The following is an 18,486-nucleotide window of genomic DNA, read 5'->3' as shown; positions in this document are numbered from 1 at the left end:
TTTTCAGCCATATGGTCAGCAAGCGGCAAGCTCGCCGCTTCATGGTCGTTTTCCCGTGGGAGAGATTGCGGGGTGCGCTATAGTTTAGCGTAACAGGATTGGAAGAAAGCCGCCGACATGCCGCATCGCAGGGACGCTCGCAACAGGCCGACAGGGAACGCGGTGGGCGTGGCAGCAGGAGATCTGGAGGAAGAGCAGACGCTCGGCCAGCAGCTGCGCATGATGCAGCAGGCCTTCGTCGCCTCGCCGTCCCGGCGCATCATCCTGTTGCTGGCGGCAGGCCTGCTCGCGGTCATCATCGCCATTGCCGTCGGACAGATCTTTCTCAATCGCTGGTACAAGCCGTTCTACGACACGCTGGAGCGGCGCGACCTGCCGGCCTTTCTCGGGCAATTCGTCGTCTTCGGGCAGATCGCCGGCGTCATCCTCGTCCTCAACGTCATCCAGACGTGGCTGGGGCAATGGATCAAGATCAAGATGCGGGAAGGGCTGACGCGGGACCTGATTACCGAATGGATGAAGCCGACCCGGGCCTTCCGGCTGGCCAATGCCGGCTCGCTCGGCATCAATCCCGACCAGCGCATCCACGAGGATGCCCGTCATCTGACGGATCTGACGGCGGGCCTCGGCATCGGGCTCGTGCAGTCCGGCATCCTGCTCGTCAGCTTCATCGGCGTGCTCTGGTCGCTCTCGGCCGGCTTCGTCTTCCATTTCCAGGGTTATGCCGTGGCCATTCCCGGCTACATGGTCTGGGCCGCCATCCTCTATGCCGGCATCGCCTCCTGGCTCAGCTGGCTGGTCGGACGGCCGCTCGTGAAGCTGAACGGCGAGCACTACCAGCGCGAGGCAGCCCTCCGGTTCTCGCTCATGCGGGTCAACGAACATATCGAGGCGGTGTCGCTTTCGGGTGGCGAGGCGAACGAGAAACGCCGGATCGAGCGTGACCTCGCCTCGGTGCTGGAGATCAGCCGCGGCCTGATGTTCGCGATGACCCGGCTGACCTGGGTCACCGCCGGCTATGGCTGGGTCACGGTCATCGCGCCGATCGTCATCGCGGCGCCGGTGTTCTTTGCCGGAAACCTCTCCTTCGGCGGGCTCATGATGGCCGTCGGCGCCTTCAACCAGGTGCATGCGTCGCTGCGCTGGTTCGTCGACAATATCGAGGCGGTGGCCGACTGGCGCGCGACGCTGCTGCGGGTTTCCGCCTTCCGCTCGGCCATGCTCATGACGGACGAGCGCTACGAGAACGACAAGCGGATCGTCTATGCGGAGCCGAGTGCCGGCAGCATCGTCATGGACGACCTTGCGGTCGCGTCGCCCTCCGGCAGCGTCAAGCTTGCCGATGCGCATGTCGAGATCCTGCCCGGAGACCGGGTGCTGATCACGGCGCGCACCGACGTCGACAAGAGCTCGTTCTTCCGCGCGGTGACGGGCCTCTGGCCCTGGGGGCGCGGACGGCTTGCGCTGCCGCCGTCCGAGAACATGGCGTTCATTCCGCGCGCACCCTATTTCCCGCCGGGCAGCGTGGCGGAAACCCTGATCCATCCTGCGGCGCCCGACCGCTTCCCGCGCGAACAGCTCGCCTCGGTGCTGACGCGCCTCGGGCTCGATCGTTTCGTGGCCGCGCTCGATCAGTCGCTGCAGTCGCAGGTGAAGCCGACGGAGGCGGAGCTGCGCCTGCTCGCCATCGCCCGGCTCGGCCTTCACAAGCCGCGCTGGATCGTGGTCGAGGAGGTGCTCGATACGCTCGATCCGGAGACATACCAGCGCGTCGTCACCTTCTTCACGGTGGAGACGGCGAAGGCGGCCATCGTCAATATCGGGCGGATGCAGCCGAACGACACGTTTTTCAAGCGCGTGCTGCATTTGGAAAACGACCCTGGCGGCAAGACGCTGAAGCGCCTGCAGCCGCGAAGCCTGAGGACGCGTCGCGACGGTTAGGCGGCTTTTTCGCGCCGCCATTAATCGGCTATTGGAGAATTTGGCCTATCCCGGATGCAGCCGCCCTCAGGGGCGAACGTCACGGTATCCGCAGCTTTGGCGGATCGGGAGGTTCGACGTGGAAGGACCACTGCAGCATCGCTTTTCCCTCGTCGTGGCGACCCTTGGGCGCGTGGACGAGATCGAGCGCCTTCTGACGTCGCTCGTCGCGCAGCAGCGCCGGGATCTCGAGGTTCTCTTCGTCGATCAGAATGGCGACGACCGGCTCGTGCCGCTTCTCGTACGGTTTTCCGGACAGATCGACATCGTGCATATCCGGTCGGCCGAGAAGGGCGTCTGTCGCGCGCGCAACCGCGGCGCGGCAGAGGCCCGCGGCACATGGCTGATGTTTCCGGACGACGACTGCTGGTACCCCGACGCCTTCTTCCGGACGCTGGACGCGCTGATGGCGGCGAAGCCGGTCGACATTTATAGCGGGCGCCCGACGGCGCCCGATGGACGGACGATCATGGGCAGTTTTGCCGCGGCGCCGACCCTGCTTACGCGGGACACGGTCTGGGACACGCTGATGGAGTGGATCGTGGTCGTGCGGCGGCCGGTGTTTGAGGCCGCAGGCGGCTTCGATGTGGCTCTGGGGCCGGGGTCGGGCACGATCTGGGGCGCGCATGAGATTCAGGACATGGTGCTCGCGTGCCTGGAGACGGGCGCGACCGGATGGTATTCCCCGACGCTGACGGCCCACCATCCCGAAGACCATGGCGACCGGCGGACGCGCGAGCATGCGCAGAAGATGTACCGCTACGGCGCCGGGCTCGGCTATGTGCTGCGGCGACACCGCTTTTCGATGCGGCGCTGTCTTCCGGAGATCCTGCGCCCGCTCGCGGGCATGGTCGTCTACGGCCTCAAGGGCGACGGGCCGATGGCCCGACGCTCGCGGCATTTGCTTCTCGGCCGCCTGCAAGGGTGGCGCACCGCGCCTGCCCGGTCGAAGGTCTGAGCATCGATGTCGATCAGCATGATCGAATATTAACGGGTACCGCTTTAGATTGAACAGTCCCGCACGCATGTGCATCCCACCAACGGAACCGAATGCACAATGACTGCCGTCAGCATGGATGCCATCCCGATGCCTCGTCCGGCCGGCCGGCCGGTCACGTTCGAAAAGACCGTCGGCCTCTTCACGCCGTCGCAAACGGCGCGGACGCGTGCGGCCGTTCTCTTCGTCAGCCCCTGGGGGCTGGAAGAGCTCTGCGTGCACAAGGCATGGCGCGAGCTGGCCGACAGCCTTGCCGATGCCGGCATCGCCAGCTTGCGCTACGACCATCCGGGCACCGGCGACGCGCTCGACCTCTCCGAACCTTCGGGTCTCGAGCCCTTCGCGAAGACCGCGCTTGCCGCTGCGCGATGCCTTCGCGATCTCTCCGGGCTTGACCGTCTGGTGGTGGTGGCGCAGGGCTTCGGGTCGCTGCCGGTTCCGGATCTGCTGCAGGCCAATGATCCCTCTTTCCGGTTTGCGGGTGTCGCGCTCCTGGCACCTGTCACCAGCGGACGGCGGTATCTGCGCGAACTTTCGCTCTGGGCGAAAGTGGTGGACGAGGGGCTCGGCCTGCCGCCCGGCAGCGGCGGTCCGGGCACGTCGATCGCCGGTCTCGCAATGGAGGACAGCGTTGCCGCCGCGGTGCGCAGCGCGGATGCCAAGGCGTTCAAACCGGCGGGCGCCACCCGCTTCTTCCTGGCGGAACGGCCGCAGTCGGATGCCGATGGCGCGCTGGCTGTTCAGCTGCAGACGGAGGGTGCCGACGTCACCCGGGTCGTCTTCGAGGGGTATTCCGACCTCGTGTCGAACCCGACCATCGCGGAGACGCCCGTCGCGGTGTTCGAGGCCCTGACGGCGTGGATTCTCGGCCTCGATTCTTCCAAGGTCGAGGCGGGTTCCGGGCAGGGCGTGCCGTCCTCCGGTGTCGTCGATGGCGGCGGTTTCATCGAATGCCCCATGCGGTTCGGCGCTGGCGACCGGCTCCTCGGCATCCTCTGCACGCCGGCCGACGCCGTGCCCGCGGGGACCGCCCTGCTGCTGGGCACCGGCTACGACCGCCAGTCCGGTTGGGCCCGCTCGACGGTCGAGACGGCGCGCATGCTGGCGGCATCCGGCATCGCCTCGTTCCGGTTCGACGCCGCCGGCATCGCCGACAGCCCGCCGGTGCCGGAGGGCGATCGGCAGGTGCTCTATTCGCCCGGACAGATTTCCGACGTGCGCGCCGCGCTCGATCGCATCGAAGCCATCGGCCTGCCCGATCCCGTCTTCGTCGGACGCTGCAGCGGCGCCTACCTTGCGTTCAACGCGGCGCTGGCCGATCCGCGCTGCCGCGGCGTTATCGCCATCAATATCCTCACCTTCGCCTGGGACCCGCGCGACGATGTGGATCAGATGATCCGCTACAATCCCCGCTCGCTCGACGACTACAAGCGACGCGCGCTGCGCATGGAGACGGCCTACCGGTTGATCTCCGGCAAGATCGACGTGCCGCGCGCGGCCGGCAACATTCTGAAGATCGTTGCCCGCCGCGTCTCGCGGACGGCAGCTCCGGTGCTCGGCTCCCTGTCGGTCGAGGCAAGGCTGCGCAACGGCGTCCACCGCGCGTTCCGCCAGCTGCGCGAGCGGCAGGTGCCGGTGTCGCTCGTCTATAGCGAAGGCGATATCGGCCTTGCCCGCCTGTCCCAGCATTTCGGCCGGGACGGCCAGCTTCTGGCACGATATCCCAACGTCTCGCGCATCCTGCTTGCCGATGCCGACCACAACGTCACGCCGCCCAAGGCGCGTCGCGAGCTGCGCGAGCATATTCGCGACACGATCCTGGCGATCGCCTCAGGCACGCGCAAGGCCTCCTGATCGGAGCCCTCCGGCTTTTCAGGGACGCTCTCGACCCAGATCAGACGTGAACGGGAAGGACGCTGCCGATGGCGGCGACCTCGCCGGAGGGGCGTGCCGGCGTCTCCCCGATGTCTCGCCGATCCTGTCGCGGAACGAGGCGGATGCGGCGGGCGGGGCCGGGGGCGAGGTGGAACCAGTTGTCGGACGGCTGGAAGCCGGGGCAATCGATGTGCACCGACTGGGCGAGGCGATCGGTCGCGATGTCGAGCACGAAGCCCGCATCGGTCTCGACGAGCGCTGCCGTCAGCGTCGCATCGTGGATCGCCGGGCGGCGGCCGAGCGGGAAGTGAAAGGCTTCGGCAAGGAGGGTGTCCGTGTCCGCCGAGACGAGGCGGGCAACCGTCACGTCATGCTGCGGGCCGGCGAAGCGGTAGGCATAGGTCGTGTCGAAGAAGGCGCCGAAGATGTCGGTCGCCGGCAGCCGCAACCGTGTTCGCGCCGGCAGGACGGCGTCGTGGCGGCCGGAGACGACGGGCTGGCGGCCCGCGCGCAGACAGGCGAGATCGATCCGCACCGGCTCGTCGCGTGCCGTATCGTTGACAAGGTGGATGTCGAGGCCGTTCGTCCCTTCGTCGAGGAGCAGCACCTGAACCGGGCGGAAAGCGCGGCGCACGGCGTGCCAGACGGGCTTCGGCAGGCCCGTGGCATCGACGAGACCCCAGCCGGCGCCGGCCAGGAGGTCCTGAAACGTCCAGACCAGCGCGCCGCCGCATCTCGATCCCGCCCGGCGCCATTCCGAGAACGTCGCCTCGATCACCTCGCCGGTCACGGCGCGGGAGAGGTCGAGATAACGGGCGGGATCTTCCCGTCGCAGCCGGGCCGGATCGAGGTCGTAGAGACGGCCGAGATAGTGGTCGCGCGTATCCTCGAAATCCCAGGAGGCATCCCGGTCGCGGGGAACGCGAGCCTTCCAGCGGGGATCGTGGACGGGAGCGACGGGTAGATGCGCATCGAGCGTCGCTTGCTCCGGCACATTGGCAAAGGCGAGGCATTCGGCGGCGAAGCTGACATCGGCGCGGCGCGCATCCTCGAGCGGACGTTCATAGGCGCCCACGCCGTAGTAGTGGCCGACGCCGGCATTGGGCGAGAAGGGCTGCGCGCCGCCGAAGGGGGAGTTGGGGACATAGGCGATATCGGGCCGCTCGGCTGTGACGATGCCCGGCAGGATCGTTTCGGTAAGAGGTCCGGCCCACACGCGCTCGGCCAGGCCCATCATCGCTGCCTGCTGGTACATCTCGCTGCCGCCGCAGAAGACGGCCAGCGACGGCGAGGCGCGCGTCACCCGCAGCAGCGTCTCGACCTCTTCGCGCAGCAGCGCGGCGAAGGCCTCGTCCTCGACCGGATAGTCGAAATTGGCCAGCATGGCCTCCTGCCAGACCATCAGCCCCAGTTCGTCGCAAAGCGCGAAGAAGGCCTGCGTCTCGTAGGTCATCGTTCCGCCGATGCGGATCATGTTCATGTTGGCGTCGGCCGCAAGATGCAGCCAGGGCGCGTAGGCCTGCCGCGAGCCCGGCAGGGTCGCGATGTCGGCATTGGTCCAGACCGCGCCGCGGCAGAACACATCGACGCCGTTGACCTTCAAGGCGAACCGCGTGCCATCGGCACCCCGGTCGACCTCGATCCGGCGGAAGCCCGTGCGACCGAGGGTGAGCCGATCATCCCCGACGAGGATCTCGACGTCGTGGAGCGCCGGCTCGCCATGGCTGCGCGGCCACCAGGGCGCGATGCCGGGCAAAGCGAGGGTCGCCTCCGCGCGGCCGTTCTCGACGGTGATGGCGGCCTCCGCGCCGGCGCAGCGCAGCCGGATCGGCCCTGTTGCCGTCGTCTCGAAGCGGACATTCAGGTGGCCGGTGCCGCCGGCATCGAGCGAGGCGGCGATATCGACATTGCCGACGGAAGCCGGATCCGTGCGCCGGAGCGTGATCGGGCGATAGGGCCCCGCCGCATGGATCTCCGGGCACCAGCCGGGCATATAGCCGAGCGCCGTGGTGCGCACGCCGCGCAGGCCTGCCGGCACGATCATCTTGGTGCGCCAGCGGGCGCGCTTCAGCTTGCGCGACAGATGCGGCAGGAGCGCGCGGCAGCAGATGGCGAGGCGGTCGTTGCCGGTGAGGCGCACGGGAACGTCGTGGCGCGTGAACATGCTGTGCGAGGACAGGATCTTCTCGTCGTTGAGGAAGACGTCGGCGACGGTCGCGAGGCCCTCGAAACGAAGAACGGCCGCACCCGGCGGCGCATCCGCGATGACGGTCACGAACCAGGCATCCTCCCCGTTCAGCGGGCGGGGGGCCGCGCGGTCGAACAGGCCTGCCGCCTCCAAGGCACCGGCAACGGTTCCGGGAACGATCGCGGGGATCGCGTCCTCGTCCGCCAGCGCCGATGGGTCGGCGTGGAGACCGGGGGGCGTCAGGACGATGCGCCAGCCTTGCGTCAGGGGGCGTTCATCCACGAGACGAAGGCGGGCGGGCAGCGTTGTCATGATGTCCTGTGGCTTCCTGTCTGTCGGCCGCGACTGTCGATGTCAGGCGAGCTTGCCCGCCAGACCCTGCATCAGAGCGTCCCAGGCGTCGGCGGCCGGCGTCAGCGTGCCTGCCAGCGCATCGAACCTCTTGCGGTTTACGGCGCGGGCGACCTGGAACTGCACGGTCTTGCCGACCTCGGAGATCTTCAGGGCGGCGAGCCGCTCCGCCTCGAAACAGCCGTCCGGCGAGAGCCAGCCGAGATGGGTGGCGAGCAGTTCGTAATTCGCACCGAACTGGCGCAGCGTGTTGAAGGCGTATTTGTGGAAGAAATCGAAGTCGCGGCTTGCCAGCGCCTCGACCTGCGCCGGAAAGACGGCGGCGAAGGCGCCGAACGGGTTCTCTTCCGGCCGGCGGGCGAAGTGGAAGGCGAGCAGCGCCCGCGCCTTTTCCCGGATCGCCGCGTCGTCCGGCAGCACGGTCGGCAGCTTGGCGAACTCGGTATAGGGCAGCAACGGCAAGGCGCCCGCAGGGCTCAGCGTCTGGAACAGCCCGTCGAAATCGTCGCCTTCCAGATGAAAGAAGCCGCCATTGTGGAAATAGTCGAGGCTGCGGGTGGCCACGTCCAGCCGGTTGATGCCGATCGTCGTCTTGCCGTGTTCGCGGCCGTAGGCGACGCCCGCGGTGTCGGGCATGAAGAAGCTGTCCATCTCGACGAGGCAGAGACGGCCGCGGGCGATCTGGGTCTCCAGATGCCGCTCGACCCTGTCGAAGATGGCGAGTTCCGTGCAGGTGATGCCGTAGAGCGCTTCGAGGTCTTCCAGCGGCACCTTGAAGAAGGTGAACTGGTCGCCCTCGAAGTCCTGCGTCAGCGTGAAGCCGAGCATGGCTTCCGGCGGCAGGCCCAGCGTGTTCAAGACCTCGATCCAGAGATCGATGTAGCAGTTGGTCTCCGGCCACATGCGCGCCGTGTCGTGGAGCGCATGCGGGCGATAGGTCTCGGGCGCGATGCCGGGGAAGACGGCTTGCATGGTGTCGTCAGCCCCAGAGCGTCTGGCGGACATGCGCCGGCCACTCGTTGACGTCGAGGCCGTGATGCTTGAAGAGCGCCAGCGCGATGCGCTCCAGGCCGAAGCCGACGCAGGCGGTGTGCGCGGTTTCGCCGTCCTCCGTCGTCAGGCCCCAGGTCTTGCCGAAATGGTCCTGATGGTAGTTGAAGCTCATGCAGGCGGTCGGGCCGGCATTGGCGTTGACGGGGATCAGCAGCTCGAACTTGAGGTTCTGGTTGCGCTGGTTGTTCTTGTACATCTTGCCGGCGCGGCCGAAGAAGGGGTCGTTGGCGACGTCGATCTCGACGGGCAGGCCGACCGATTCCATCAGCTTGGTGCCGCGCTCCATCCAATCCTGGCGGAAGGCGACGACGTCCGTCGGCTTGCCCATGCGGACATATTCGCGCATGCGGAAGAGCTGCATGCGGGTCGGCTCTTTCGACGGCTCGTGACGGAAGCAGTAGGACTGCAGGTCGAAGAGACCGCCGCCGGCCGGCAGGGCGCCGCGCTTGGCGATCGTCGGGTAGAGCGGGTAGCAGGCCGCGGGCGTCAGAACGATGTCGGTCGCCTGCTGCTGGCCGGTCCAGTCCTTGCCTTCCTCCATGCAGGTGAGCAGGCTGACATGGTCGAGCTCGCAGCCGCAGAAGGAGTGGATGGTGCCGGCGAGCTGCGGGAAGCTCTTCATATAGCCCGAGCCTTCGAAATGGGCGCGGTTCATGCCGGGCGGAAAGCGGATCGCCTCCGGCTTGTCGACGCCGCCGAGGCTGTCGATGACGGCTTCGAAGCGGGTGATGACATCTTCGAACGCGCCGCTGCGGCCATAGAGGCCATCGACGCCGGTGTCGATGAGGAGACCGGCCGCAAACAGCCGGTCGAGCAAGGGAAGCTGCATATCCATGGTCGGTTACCCCAGAAGGTTGGTTTCAATCTTGTTGACGAGAAGCATGTTCGACGTGTTGGCGAGAATGCGGTCGTTGGAAATCATCAGCTGCGCGGACTGGGCGTCGCGAAGGTGGCGTCCGAGCGAGAACGGGGTGCCGTTCTTGTAGCCCATGATGCCGGTGATCTGCATGGCGTGGTCGATGATCTCGGGCACGGTGCGGGAGACCGCAAGCTTGACGTTGTTCATCGCAACCGAGAAGCCCATGGAGGAGAGCAGTTCCGGCTCGACAAGGGCTGCTTCGTAGCGGGCGAGGCCGGCCGTGACATTGGCGCGAACCTGTTGCAGGAGGCTCGAGGCCTCCGCGAGGTGCAGCGCGCCGGGCGGAGTCTGGCCGGGGCTCTTGCGGGCTGCGGCGCGCACGAACGCCTGCGCGCGGGTCATCGCATTGACCGCGATGCCGTACCAGACGCCGCCCCACAGCAGGTGCGAGCTTGCCAGCATGGATTGCGCCGCGATCTCGGCAAAGGGTTTCGGCAGGATCTGCTCCTTCGGGGCCTCGCCCTTGAAGAGATAGCCTTCCGAACAGGTGCCGCGCATGCCGAGCGTATCCCATTCGTTGGTGCGCTCGAGTGTGTACTGGTCCTTCGTGAACACGGTCATGACCTGATCGGTCGTCACGGCGTCCGGATGGGCGCGGGAGGTGATGAGGATCGCGTCGGCGTGGCGGCCGTAGGAGATGACGGTCGCATCCTTCTGGAGCCGACAGGTGTCCCCGTCGACCTCGATCGCGCAGATCGAGTTGCGCATGTTGCCGCCGATGCCGCCTTCCGTCGTCGCCGAGGCGATGAGGAGCTGTTCGTCGACGATGCGGCGCATGAAGCTCTGGTGCCAGGGGCTGTCACCGCCGTGGGTCACCAGGCTCGACAGCTTGATGTGGTGCATGGCGAAGATCATGGCGGAGGCCGAACAGGCCTGGCCGAGAACGGTGCAGGCTTCCGCGATCTGTGCGGTCGTCGCGCCCTCGCCGCCCAGGGTGACGGGGATCTGGATCGACAGCAGCCGTTCCGAGATCAGGGCATCCACCGCTTCGCGCGGGAAGCGGGCATGGCGGTCCACGTCGTCGGCGTGCTGGCCGGCGATGCCGGCCACGCGGCGGGCGCGCTCCAGCAGCGTCGACCCTTGAGCGTTGAGGGCGACGTCCATCAGGCGGCTTCTTTCCCGGCGACCAGCTGGTTGACCGTCTGCTCGATGATGGCGATGGTGGAAAAGGACTTGCGGTTGAGCAGGTTGTCGGGGAACTCGACGTCGAACGTGTCTTCGAGCGCCAGCATCAGCTGCACCGAGCCATGCGACGACATGCCGGCGGCATAGAGGTCCGCATCGCCGTCCAGACCGGCCGCCGAGGGCAGGGAGGCATATTGGGCAAGCATCTCACGGATCTGGGTCTTCACGGCATCACTCCTTTGCAGTGCGGCTTGCGGGCCTGTGGATTCGATGACGCAGGGATACCGGTTGCGGGCTAAAAACGGGCTAAGGAATATAGCTAAAGTTTCCTCAAGCCACGCCTGATATGGCCCGACGCCCGGGACACGCGGTATAAGTCCCTGCAAATGCTGAGCTTCGCATCAGCGTAAGCCGCGACGTTCAGCGGTTGTTAACCATAAGCTGTCAATCCTGCGGATCGAGACCCTCGTGCGGGCCTGCGAGTCGTTGTCTGAAACCCGCCGAGCCGTGACGTAAGCGCTGAAAAACAACCTGGCGTGGATATGGAAGCCCTATGGACATCGACGTCTTTCAACTTCCGTCGATCGTGATGCGCCGGATCGGCATCGTCATCGTGACGGCGCTGATCTTCGGCGGTCTGGGGTTTGCCTTCGTCCTCTCCCAGCCGGCCGTCTTCCGTGCCTCCACCCAAATCCTGCTCGACCCCGAGCGGCTGGCCGCCGTCGGCCAGGCCGCCGGCGACACGGCCGCACCGGCGCAGGCGCAGCAGGCGATCGACAGCCAGATCTATGTCATGCAGTCCTTCAGCGTCCTCTCCGAGGCGGCGCGCACGCTCGCCTTGCAGGAGGACCCCTTCTTCCACGCGAAGGCGGGCCTGATCGGCCGGCTTCTCGGCCGGTCGCCGTCGGCCCCCGTTTCGCCGGAGGCGGCCGCAGCCGGTGCCGCGGCGGCGCTCGCGCAGAACCTCATCATCACCCGCGCCGACCAGTCGCTGGTCTTCACCATCACGGCCCAGCATCCGAACGCCGCGCGCGCCGCCGAGATCGCCAATACCGTCTCGACGATTTATCTGGAGAAGGCCAACAAGATCGGGTCAGACAAGAGCCTCAAGGCCAGCATGAGCCTGCAGGTCGAGGCCGAGGAGCTGCGCAAGCGCCTGCTGGAAGCCGAAGACAAGGTCGTCAAGTTCCGCACGCAGAACGGCCTGATCAGCACCGGCGAGAAGGGCCTCGTGACCGACCAGCAACTCGAGGATGTGACGCAGCAGCTCGGCAGCGCGCGCGCCGCTCTCGAGCAGCAGGAGATCAACTACAACCAGGTCCGTACGCTGACGACAGGCGATCTCGCCTCGGGCGCGATCCCCGAAGCGTTGCAGCAGACGTCGGTTACGACGTTGCGCACGCGCTATGCGCAGACGCTCGACCGGCTGGCGGAGCTGCAGACCAGCCTCGGCAGCCGCCATCCGCAGCTTCAGACCGCGCAGGCGCAGGCCGAAAGCATGCGGCGGGCGCTGGAGTCGGAGCTGAAGCGGGTACAGGATTCGGTGCGCAACACGTACGAGCGCAGCAAGGCCAATGTCGCGGCGCTGGAAACGCGCTTCGCCGCGTTGCGCAACGCCAATGGCGCCAGCGGCGATGCGCGCACGACGCTGGCGCAGCTGCAGAGCGAAGCCGATGCGATCCGCGGTGTCTACACCTCGTTCGTCACGCGCTCGGAAGAGCTGAGCCGCCAGTACGATATCGGCTCGGGCAATTCCCGCATCATCTCGGAGGCCCTGCCGCCGGTAAAGACGACGCGAGCCTCCGCCCTGCTGGTGGCCATCGCCGGTTTCCTGTTCGGGGCTGCCGCCGGTTCGGCCATCGCCGTCGGGCTCGACCTCATCGACGGGCGGGTGACGTCCGACCGGCAGATCGTCGATACGCTCGGCGTTCCCGTCATCGCGCGCATCGCGGCACGCGACATGCGGGGCCGGACGCGGGATGCGTCCGATGCGCCGGACGATGGTTGGGCTTCCGGCCACCCGCGGCGCACCGGCGGTCTCGTCGCGCGGATGACGCGCCGCCTGCCGTTGTCCGGCAAGGCGGCTGCGCGGTCGCATGCCGCCGAACGGCAACGCGAGGCGGGCGTCACGCGCGCGGCCTATGTGCTGACGGATGCCGTTGCCTCCCTGCCGGCCCGCATCGTGTTTCTTTCGCCCGGCATGGAGAAGCCGGACGGGGCGCTGGTGGGCGACATCGCGCTCGCGCTGGCCGATACGGGCGCTGCCGTCGATATCGCAGCTGCCTCCGTCTCCGCATCGTCGCCGCTTGCCGGGACGCTCAGGCGCATGCAGATGGGCGGCGTTCCGGCTTTCGAAAGCGTCACCTATCGCCGGCTCGACCGCCATGCCATGCCGCGCCAGCGCAGCCGCGCTTCGGGCTCCCTCCTTTCGGCCGCGATCAAGCCGGCACCGGCCGATTTTTCCGTCGTCGATGCGACGGGTGAGGAGAATGGCGCGCGGCTCATGGCCTTCGTGAAGGACAGCGACGCCATCGCCATCGTCATCCGGCCCGGCCGCGCGGGTCGCGCCGACCTCAAGGATCTCGCGCAGGCGCTCGGCCCGTGGCGAACCAAACTCGTCGGCGTCGTGATCGTCGAGGCTGTGGCCTGATGAGCGTCCTTCAGGACGCATCGGCGCGATACGCCCTGCCGGTCGGCGGTCTGGCAACCGACGACGGCGATGCCTGGCGGTGGCTCTATACGCGCCTTGCCGCCTTCAGCGTCATCGGCGGCCTCGTCTTCAACGCGCTTCTCTGCCTCGTCAACACGCGGGTCATGCGCGTGTCCGACGGGCATGTGATGATGTCGGAAATGGTGCTGGTCGGCTGCGTCTTCATCGTGGCACTCGGGCGGCGGACGGCACCCTACATGCTGCTGGCCGTCTACATCTCCTATATGATCTTCCTCTTCACCATGCGCGGCGCGCCCGACCTCAAGGCCGTGCGCGACATCCTCATCCCCATCGGTTTCTACTTCGCCGGCCGGACGCTGCAGGACCTGAAGCTTGCCGACCGGCTGGTCTTCATCTCGGCGGCCATCGTGGTGGCCGTCGGCCTGTTCGAATACATGGCGCTCGACGTCTACATCTCCTTCTTCAACGTCATCGGCTATTATCTCGCGCGCGGCAGCGTCACCGTCGATCAGCTCTATGGGCAGACGACCGGCCTCTTCATCAGCGGCATGCGGCCGAGCGCGCGCACCATCCTGCCGTTTCTCGGCATGCACCGCGTGTCCTCGGTGTTTCTGGAGCCGGTGTCCGTCGGCAATTTCGGCGCGATCGTCTATGGCTGGTGTCTGTTCCGGCCGACCATGCGCCTGCGCTTCGTGACGCTCTTTCTCGCGCTGACGGTGATCGCGCTCGGTGATGCCCGGTTCGGGCTCTACACCTGCATCCTGATGACGCTGCTTCTGCCGGTCTACCGCTTCATGCCGCGCCTTGCCTGGTACGTGCTGCCGTTCATCATGCTGTCGGTGCTCGCCTATTACGGTATCCAGTCGGGAACGCAGGGCGGGCCGAACGATATCGGCGGACGGTTCCAGGTGACCGCCCATCTCCTCACCTCGCTCGACCTGCGCGTGGTGTTCGGCGCCCAGACGACGACGCAGTTCACGGCGGATTCGGGTCTTGCCTATACGCTGACCAAGTTCGGCCTGTTCGGCTTCATGGGGCTGTGGGGCCTGCTCGTCTTCGCGCCGCTCAGGAGCGTCAAGGCCCGGACCTTTCACGGCATGGTCGTCGTCTACCTGCTGCTGCTGATGATCATCAGCGACAGCGGCTACTCCATCAAGACGGCGGGATTGCTGTGGTTTCTGTTCGGCACCATTTCGGTGCTCGACGACGCGGCGCTCGCACGCAAGCCGCGTGACCCGAGCCCTGCAGCGCCTGCCGGCGGCCGCCTCAGCGCAGCCTGACCGCGTCCAAGGCGGGGCAGGCGTCTTCCTCACGGGCGAGCTTGCGCGTCGTCAGGGCTTTCAGCTGCAGCCTGTCGCCGGTGTCTGTCGGCTGGATGTTGAGCGGTTCGTCCGGCGACCACCAGTCGCCGGCCGCCCAATAGGTCCAGCCGATCCAGACATCGTCCGCGTCTGCCATCACATCGACCATGCGGGCGAGCCCGATCATGCAGTCCGAGGTCGCCGACCCGCCGAATTCGCCGAGGAAGCCGCGTGTCTTGTTGGCGCGGAACCAGTCCGTCATGGCGCGAAGTGCGGCTGCCGCATCGTCGCCACGCGGACAATCGTCGTTGGTGCCCGAAAAATCGCTGTCGAGATACTGGTGCACCTCGAAGGCCAGGTTGTTGGCCGCATCCTTGACATGGATCATGGTCGCGGCATTGGACGACCCCTCGATATCGGCCTGCCAGCTGTGCGCGCCCGTCCAGGACACGCCGGGCACCAGCACCAGGTTCCTGGCACCCGTCTTACGGATGGCGGCGATCGCGGCATTGGCCGGCGAAAGCCAGGCGGTAGGGGCCATGTCGAACGGCTCGTTCATCAGCCCGAAGACGACGCCCTTCTGGTTGGCGAAGACCCGGGCGAGGCGCGCCCAGACGTCTGCAAGGGCGGAATCCGGCACGTCCTTCGTGCCGACGATCTTCTCGTTGTAGCGGGCGAAATTGTGGAGGTCGAGAATGACGGTCTGGCCGTGCGCGCGCATGGCCGCGACGCTCTCCTTCAGGCGGGCGAGCTCCTCCCGGTCGAGCGGGCCGTTCAGCTTGCGCTGGATGCGCTCCCAGCGAAACGGCAGGCGGATGGTGTTGAAGCCCTTGCCGGCAAAGTAGTCGATGGTTTCCTTCGAGGGGTAGGTATATTCCTTGCCGAAGACGCCGGGCATGGTCCCGAACTCCGCACCGGCAAGATTGACGCCGTTGAAGCAGCCGGCAAGCGCCGGCTGGACGCCGGTGGACAGGCAGGCCGCAAGCGCGACGAGACGGGCGGCGCGTCCGGCAAGAGAACGTGTCGGTTGCATGGTGTCGGTCCTCATCGGGCAGGGGCAGTCGTGTCGAACGACATAGCGGGACGCGACACGGAGGCAAGGCCGAGCACCGAGCGGTAGACGTCGCAGTAGCGGTCGGCCACGGCATTCCAGCCATAGATCTCTGCTGCGGACATCAGACCGGCCCGGAGTGCCGGCCCCTGCGTCTCGAGACGCGCATAGGCGGCGTCCACCGTATCGGCCGTCGCGGCGATGTCGGAGGCATCGCAAAGGGACAGTTCCGGGTGGCGCCCTGCGAGATCGGCAAAGGCCGCGTTGGCGTTCAGCACCGGAAGAAGCCCTGCGCTCATGGCCTCGACGGCCACAAGGCCGAAGCCTTCGTAGTCGGAGGCGGAAACGAAGAGGGATGCCTCGGCGAGGCGATCGCGGATCTCGGGATTGGTCAGACCCTTATGGACGGTGACGGCCGTCTCGACCCCTTGCCTGCGGGCCTCGGCCTGCAGCATGTCCACGGTGAGGTCGGAGGGAACGCCGATGATGTCGAGGCTCCAGTCGGGATGGCGGGCCTTCAGGGCCGCGGTCAGCGCGATCAGCAGAGGCAGGCGCTTGTTGGAGGAGAAGCGGCCGATGGTCACGAGCCGGCGGGCGGGCGTCCGGCTGGCGGCGTCCTCGAACTTGCGGATATCGACGCCGTTCTCGATCAGGCGAACGCGGTCGCCGGCAATGGGCTGGAAGGTGCGCACATCCGCCTCGCTGCACCCGATGATGCTGGCATATCCCTGTGCCGACATACGCGTGACGCTGTTGAACCACGTCGTTTTCAGGGCCGAAAAGGCCTTGGTGTGGAAGAAGCCGCCATGGGTCGTCGCGACCATCGGGCGACGATGGAGGCGGCGGCCCCAGGACAGGGCATCGAAGAAGAAGTCGATCGCGTGGACATGGACGAGATCGGCGTCACGAAGATGCCGGAAGACGGCGGGGGCGACGGGATAGCGGGTGGAGCCGCGCCAGGGGATGCGGACGATCTCGATGCCGTCGATCACCTCTTCGGCCGGCAGGCGTCCCCGTTCCGGCTCGGAGAACAGGCTGTCGCAGGTGACGACGCGCACGCGAAAGCCGCGCTCGGGGAGCGATCGGCAGAGATTGGCGACCACGTCCTCCAGTCCGCCGCGATTGGGCAGGAACTGGCGCACGACCTGGACGATCAGGGGCTTTCGCGTCTGTGACGGCATTTCGGTCCGCTCCTGCTGGCCCACCACCGTCAGACTCCCTGGCTCTCGACCGTCGCCGGCGCGGCGACCGCGGGCGGAAAGGTGCGCCCCACGGTCGACGGATTCGTGACGGGTGCCGCCCCCGCTCGCGATCTCCGGCGGCTCCATGCGCCCGTTGCGACCGACAGGGTCTCATCGAAGATCGCGCGCTCCTGAAACCGCAGGAGCGCGATGGCGATGAGCATGCTGACGCAGGCGGCCACGAACAGGATGACGGGCGAGCCCGAAAGAGGAAACTGGAGCACACCGGCGGCCACGACCAGAACGGCGGAGGGGAAGAGTGCGCGGAAGATGCGCCGGGGCATCTGGGAAAAGAGAATGAGCAGGCTGCAATCGAGATAGCCGCGGCAGAGAAAGGCGATGGCGGCGCCGAGAATGCCGAACTGGTGCGTCAGAGCCAGCAGCAGCAGGACATAGGGCACCATCTGCGCCACATGGATCTTCGCCGTCATGTCGGGACGGCCCTGTCCCTGCAACAGGGTGAACGGCGCGAAGGTCAAGGCGTTCGGCCAGCTGCCCATGAGCAGGACGATGGCGACGGCGCCGGCGATCGCCGTGAAGGACGGCCCCATCCAGAGGTCGAGGAACGGCCGCATGAGGAAGATGCCGGCCGCGCAGAGCCCCGCATAGAGAATGCCGCTGACCATCATCGCGCGCTCCGAAATGGCGATGGCCTCTTCGCGCGGGAGGCTCGACAGACGGGGAAACAGCGTCCGGGCGAGCGAGCTGGTGAAGACCTGGCTGCGCATCACGAGATTCATCGGCACGGAGTAATAGGTAACGGCGCTGACGCCGAGCGTCTTGCCGATGACGATCTGGTCGAGCGTGTTGAGGACCGGAAGAATGATCGAGGACAGCGTGATCCAGCCGCCATAGTTCATCAGAGAGCGGACCTTGGCAAAGCGGAACCGGTCGAAGCGGAAGCCCTGCTCGGTATAGAGCGCGATCAGCGTCGCCACGATGACGGAGGCCGCGCGGGAGAGGGCGGCGGCGGGAATGATGACCGAGAGATCGGGCGAGATGAAGATGGCGCAGAGGACAGGCACGATCTGTCCGACGATCATCCCGCCGATCTGCAGCGCATTGGCGAGCAGGAAGCGCTCGCGCGATTCCAGGATGCCGATGGAAAAGCCGGAAATGAGCGCGAGCGGCAGGAGACAGGCGATGAAGGGCAGGGCGGTCGCGATTTCCGCCTCGAGTTCCGGCGGCACGGTGAAGACGGTGAGCAGCAGGAAGTTGCCGGCGAAGTAGAGCAAGACGGCGCCGAGCGTCGCCAGCGCGATGTTCAGAATGAAGGAGGTCGCGACGATCTCCGAGCGCTCCTGCTTTGCCGAGAGCGGCAGGCGCGACAGGGCATTGGTCGAGGCGCGCGACAGGCCGAGATCGAGGAAGCCGAGATAGCCGAGCAGGACCCAGACGATCGACATGACGCCGTATCGGGCGTCGCCGATATGGCGCACGAGGATCGGCACCGTCACGAGCGCGATGACGATCGGCGCGATCGCTCCCGCGACATTGATGGCGAAGTTCACCGATAATTGCCGTTTGGGCTTTTCCGTGGACATTGGGTCTTCCCGGGTCATTGCCGTCGCCGAACAGGACGCAGCGCCGCGTGTGGACGCAGATGGTCGTTCGAGGGCCAGATGTAGAGGGCAAAGACTAATGGATGCTGCAGAGATCGGGGCATGTGTTCGGCAGGGTAACCGCGGCGTTAACGGAAGCGCACGCCGGCAAGCGGACCGACGGCATGCGGGG

The 18,486-nt window shown here is 66.8% G+C and carries 13 protein-coding genes; 5 read left to right on the top strand and 8 right to left on the bottom strand.

Going from position 1 to position 18,486, the window contains the following annotated elements:
- Positions 1-219 precede the first annotated feature (219 nt).
- From LRX75_RS19865 to LRX75_RS19855, 3 genes are all read left to right on the top strand, one after another.
- Complete coding sequence (locus LRX75_RS19865) at positions 220-1,941, top strand: ABC transporter ATP-binding protein/permease (protein ID WP_269456276.1); 1,722 nt, start codon at positions 220-222, stop codon at positions 1,939-1,941.
- 118 nt (positions 1,942-2,059) lie between these two features.
- On the top strand, positions 2,060-2,938 hold the full coding sequence (locus LRX75_RS19860) for a glycosyltransferase family A protein (protein WP_231816374.1): 879 nt from the start codon (positions 2,060-2,062) through the stop codon (positions 2,936-2,938).
- A gap of 129 nt (positions 2,939-3,067) precedes the next feature.
- Positions 3,068-4,831, top strand: a complete 1,764-nt coding sequence (locus LRX75_RS19855; RefSeq protein ID WP_231816373.1) for an alpha/beta hydrolase — start codon at positions 3,068-3,070, stop codon at positions 4,829-4,831.
- A gap of 40 nt (positions 4,832-4,871) precedes the next feature.
- Here LRX75_RS19855 and LRX75_RS19850 read toward each other — a convergent pair whose 3' ends face one another.
- Genes LRX75_RS19850 through LRX75_RS19830 form a run of 5 tightly spaced genes read right to left on the bottom strand, consistent with a single transcriptional unit; the run spans position 4,872 to position 10,715 of the window.
- Positions 4,872-7,352, bottom strand: coding sequence for a glycoside hydrolase family 2 protein (locus tag LRX75_RS19850; protein ID WP_231816372.1), 2,481 nt, complete (start codon positions 7,350-7,352; stop codon positions 4,872-4,874).
- A gap of 42 nt (positions 7,353-7,394) precedes the next feature.
- Positions 7,395-8,363, bottom strand: a complete 969-nt coding sequence (locus LRX75_RS19845; RefSeq protein ID WP_231816393.1) for a DUF1839 family protein — start codon at positions 8,361-8,363, stop codon at positions 7,395-7,397.
- Positions 8,364-8,370: 7 nt separating this feature from the next.
- Positions 8,371-9,279 carry an amino acid--[acyl-carrier-protein] ligase gene (locus LRX75_RS19840; protein ID WP_113150138.1) on the bottom strand — a complete coding sequence of 303 codons (909 nt, stop codon included), beginning with the start codon at positions 9,277-9,279 and terminating at the stop codon, positions 8,371-8,373.
- Between the two features lie 6 nt (positions 9,280-9,285).
- Positions 9,286-10,467: an acyl-CoA dehydrogenase family protein gene (locus tag LRX75_RS19835; RefSeq protein ID WP_231816371.1), complete on the bottom strand. Its 1,182-nt coding sequence runs from the start codon at positions 10,465-10,467 to the stop codon at positions 9,286-9,288.
- Entirely contained in the window at positions 10,467-10,715 is a 249-nt protein-coding gene (locus LRX75_RS19830; RefSeq protein WP_231816370.1) for an acyl carrier protein, read from the bottom strand. The genes LRX75_RS19835 and LRX75_RS19830 overlap by 1 nt, the downstream gene beginning before the upstream one ends.
- Before the next feature lie 326 nt (positions 10,716-11,041).
- Here LRX75_RS19830 and LRX75_RS19825 point away from each other — a divergent pair, with 326 nt between their 5' ends.
- Positions 11,042-13,138 (top strand): GumC family protein, encoded by a 2,097-nt coding sequence (locus LRX75_RS19825; protein WP_231816369.1) that lies wholly within the window; start codon positions 11,042-11,044, stop codon positions 13,136-13,138.
- The gene (locus tag LRX75_RS19820; RefSeq protein WP_231816368.1) at positions 13,138-14,439 is read left to right on the top strand and encodes a surface polysaccharide polymerase; all 1,302 of its coding nucleotides are present in this window, start codon (positions 13,138-13,140) and stop codon (positions 14,437-14,439) included. The genes LRX75_RS19825 and LRX75_RS19820 overlap by 1 nt, the downstream gene beginning before the upstream one ends.
- On the opposite strand, the gene LRX75_RS19815 is transcribed toward LRX75_RS19820, so the two are convergent.
- The 3 genes from LRX75_RS19815 to LRX75_RS19805 are packed head-to-tail and all read right to left on the bottom strand — an operon-like array spanning position 14,426 to position 18,296.
- Positions 14,426-15,493, bottom strand: coding sequence for a glycoside hydrolase family 5 protein (locus LRX75_RS19815; protein WP_231816367.1), 1,068 nt, complete (start codon positions 15,491-15,493; stop codon positions 14,426-14,428). The two genes, LRX75_RS19820 and LRX75_RS19815, sit on opposite strands and share 14 nt — an antisense overlap.
- A gap of 11 nt (positions 15,494-15,504) precedes the next feature.
- On the bottom strand, positions 15,505-16,692 hold the full coding sequence (locus tag LRX75_RS19810) for a glycosyltransferase family 4 protein (RefSeq protein WP_231816366.1): 1,188 nt from the start codon (positions 16,690-16,692) through the stop codon (positions 15,505-15,507).
- 29 nt (positions 16,693-16,721) lie between these two features.
- Positions 16,722-18,296, bottom strand: coding sequence for a flippase (locus LRX75_RS19805; protein ID WP_231816365.1), 1,575 nt, complete (start codon positions 18,294-18,296; stop codon positions 16,722-16,724).
- Positions 18,297-18,486 lie beyond the last annotated feature (190 nt).

It is taken from the genome of Rhizobium quercicola, from assembly GCF_021168455.1.
GTDB lineage: Bacteria > Pseudomonadota > Alphaproteobacteria > Rhizobiales > Rhizobiaceae > Ferranicluibacter > Ferranicluibacter quercicola.
Note: the sequence above shows the minus strand (reverse complement) of the source record. Positions and strands in the feature narration are given on the sequence as shown.

What these genes read in the sequence shown, in the direction of transcription:
- LRX75_RS19850 (WP_231816372.1), bottom strand. Translation starts at nt 7,352, where the DNA reads ATGACAACGCTGCCCGCCCGCCTTCGTCTCGTGGATGAACGCCCCCTG.
- LRX75_RS19805 (WP_231816365.1), bottom strand. Translation starts at nt 18,296, where the DNA reads ATGTCCACGGAAAAGCCCAAACGGCAATTATCGGTGAACTTCGCCATC.
- LRX75_RS19845 (WP_231816393.1), bottom strand. Translation starts at nt 8,363, where the DNA reads ATGCAAGCCGTCTTCCCCGGCATCGCGCCCGAGACCTATCGCCCGCAT.
- LRX75_RS19835 (WP_231816371.1), bottom strand. Translation starts at nt 10,467, where the DNA reads ATGGACGTCGCCCTCAACGCTCAAGGGTCGACGCTGCTGGAGCGCGCC.
- LRX75_RS19840 (WP_113150138.1), bottom strand. Translation starts at nt 9,279, where the DNA reads ATGGATATGCAGCTTCCCTTGCTCGACCGGCTGTTTGCGGCCGGTCTC.
- LRX75_RS19825 (WP_231816369.1), top strand. Translation starts at nt 11,042, where the DNA reads ATGGACATCGACGTCTTTCAACTTCCGTCGATCGTGATGCGCCGGATC.
- LRX75_RS19855 (WP_231816373.1), top strand. Translation starts at nt 3,068, where the DNA reads ATGCCTCGTCCGGCCGGCCGGCCGGTCACGTTCGAAAAGACCGTCGGC.
- LRX75_RS19820 (WP_231816368.1), top strand. Translation starts at nt 13,138, where the DNA reads ATGAGCGTCCTTCAGGACGCATCGGCGCGATACGCCCTGCCGGTCGGC.
- LRX75_RS19865 (WP_269456276.1), top strand. Translation starts at nt 220, where the DNA reads ATGATGCAGCAGGCCTTCGTCGCCTCGCCGTCCCGGCGCATCATCCTG.
- LRX75_RS19815 (WP_231816367.1), bottom strand. Translation starts at nt 15,493, where the DNA reads ATGCAACCGACACGTTCTCTTGCCGGACGCGCCGCCCGTCTCGTCGCG.
- LRX75_RS19810 (WP_231816366.1), bottom strand. Translation starts at nt 16,692, where the DNA reads ATGCCGTCACAGACGCGAAAGCCCCTGATCGTCCAGGTCGTGCGCCAG.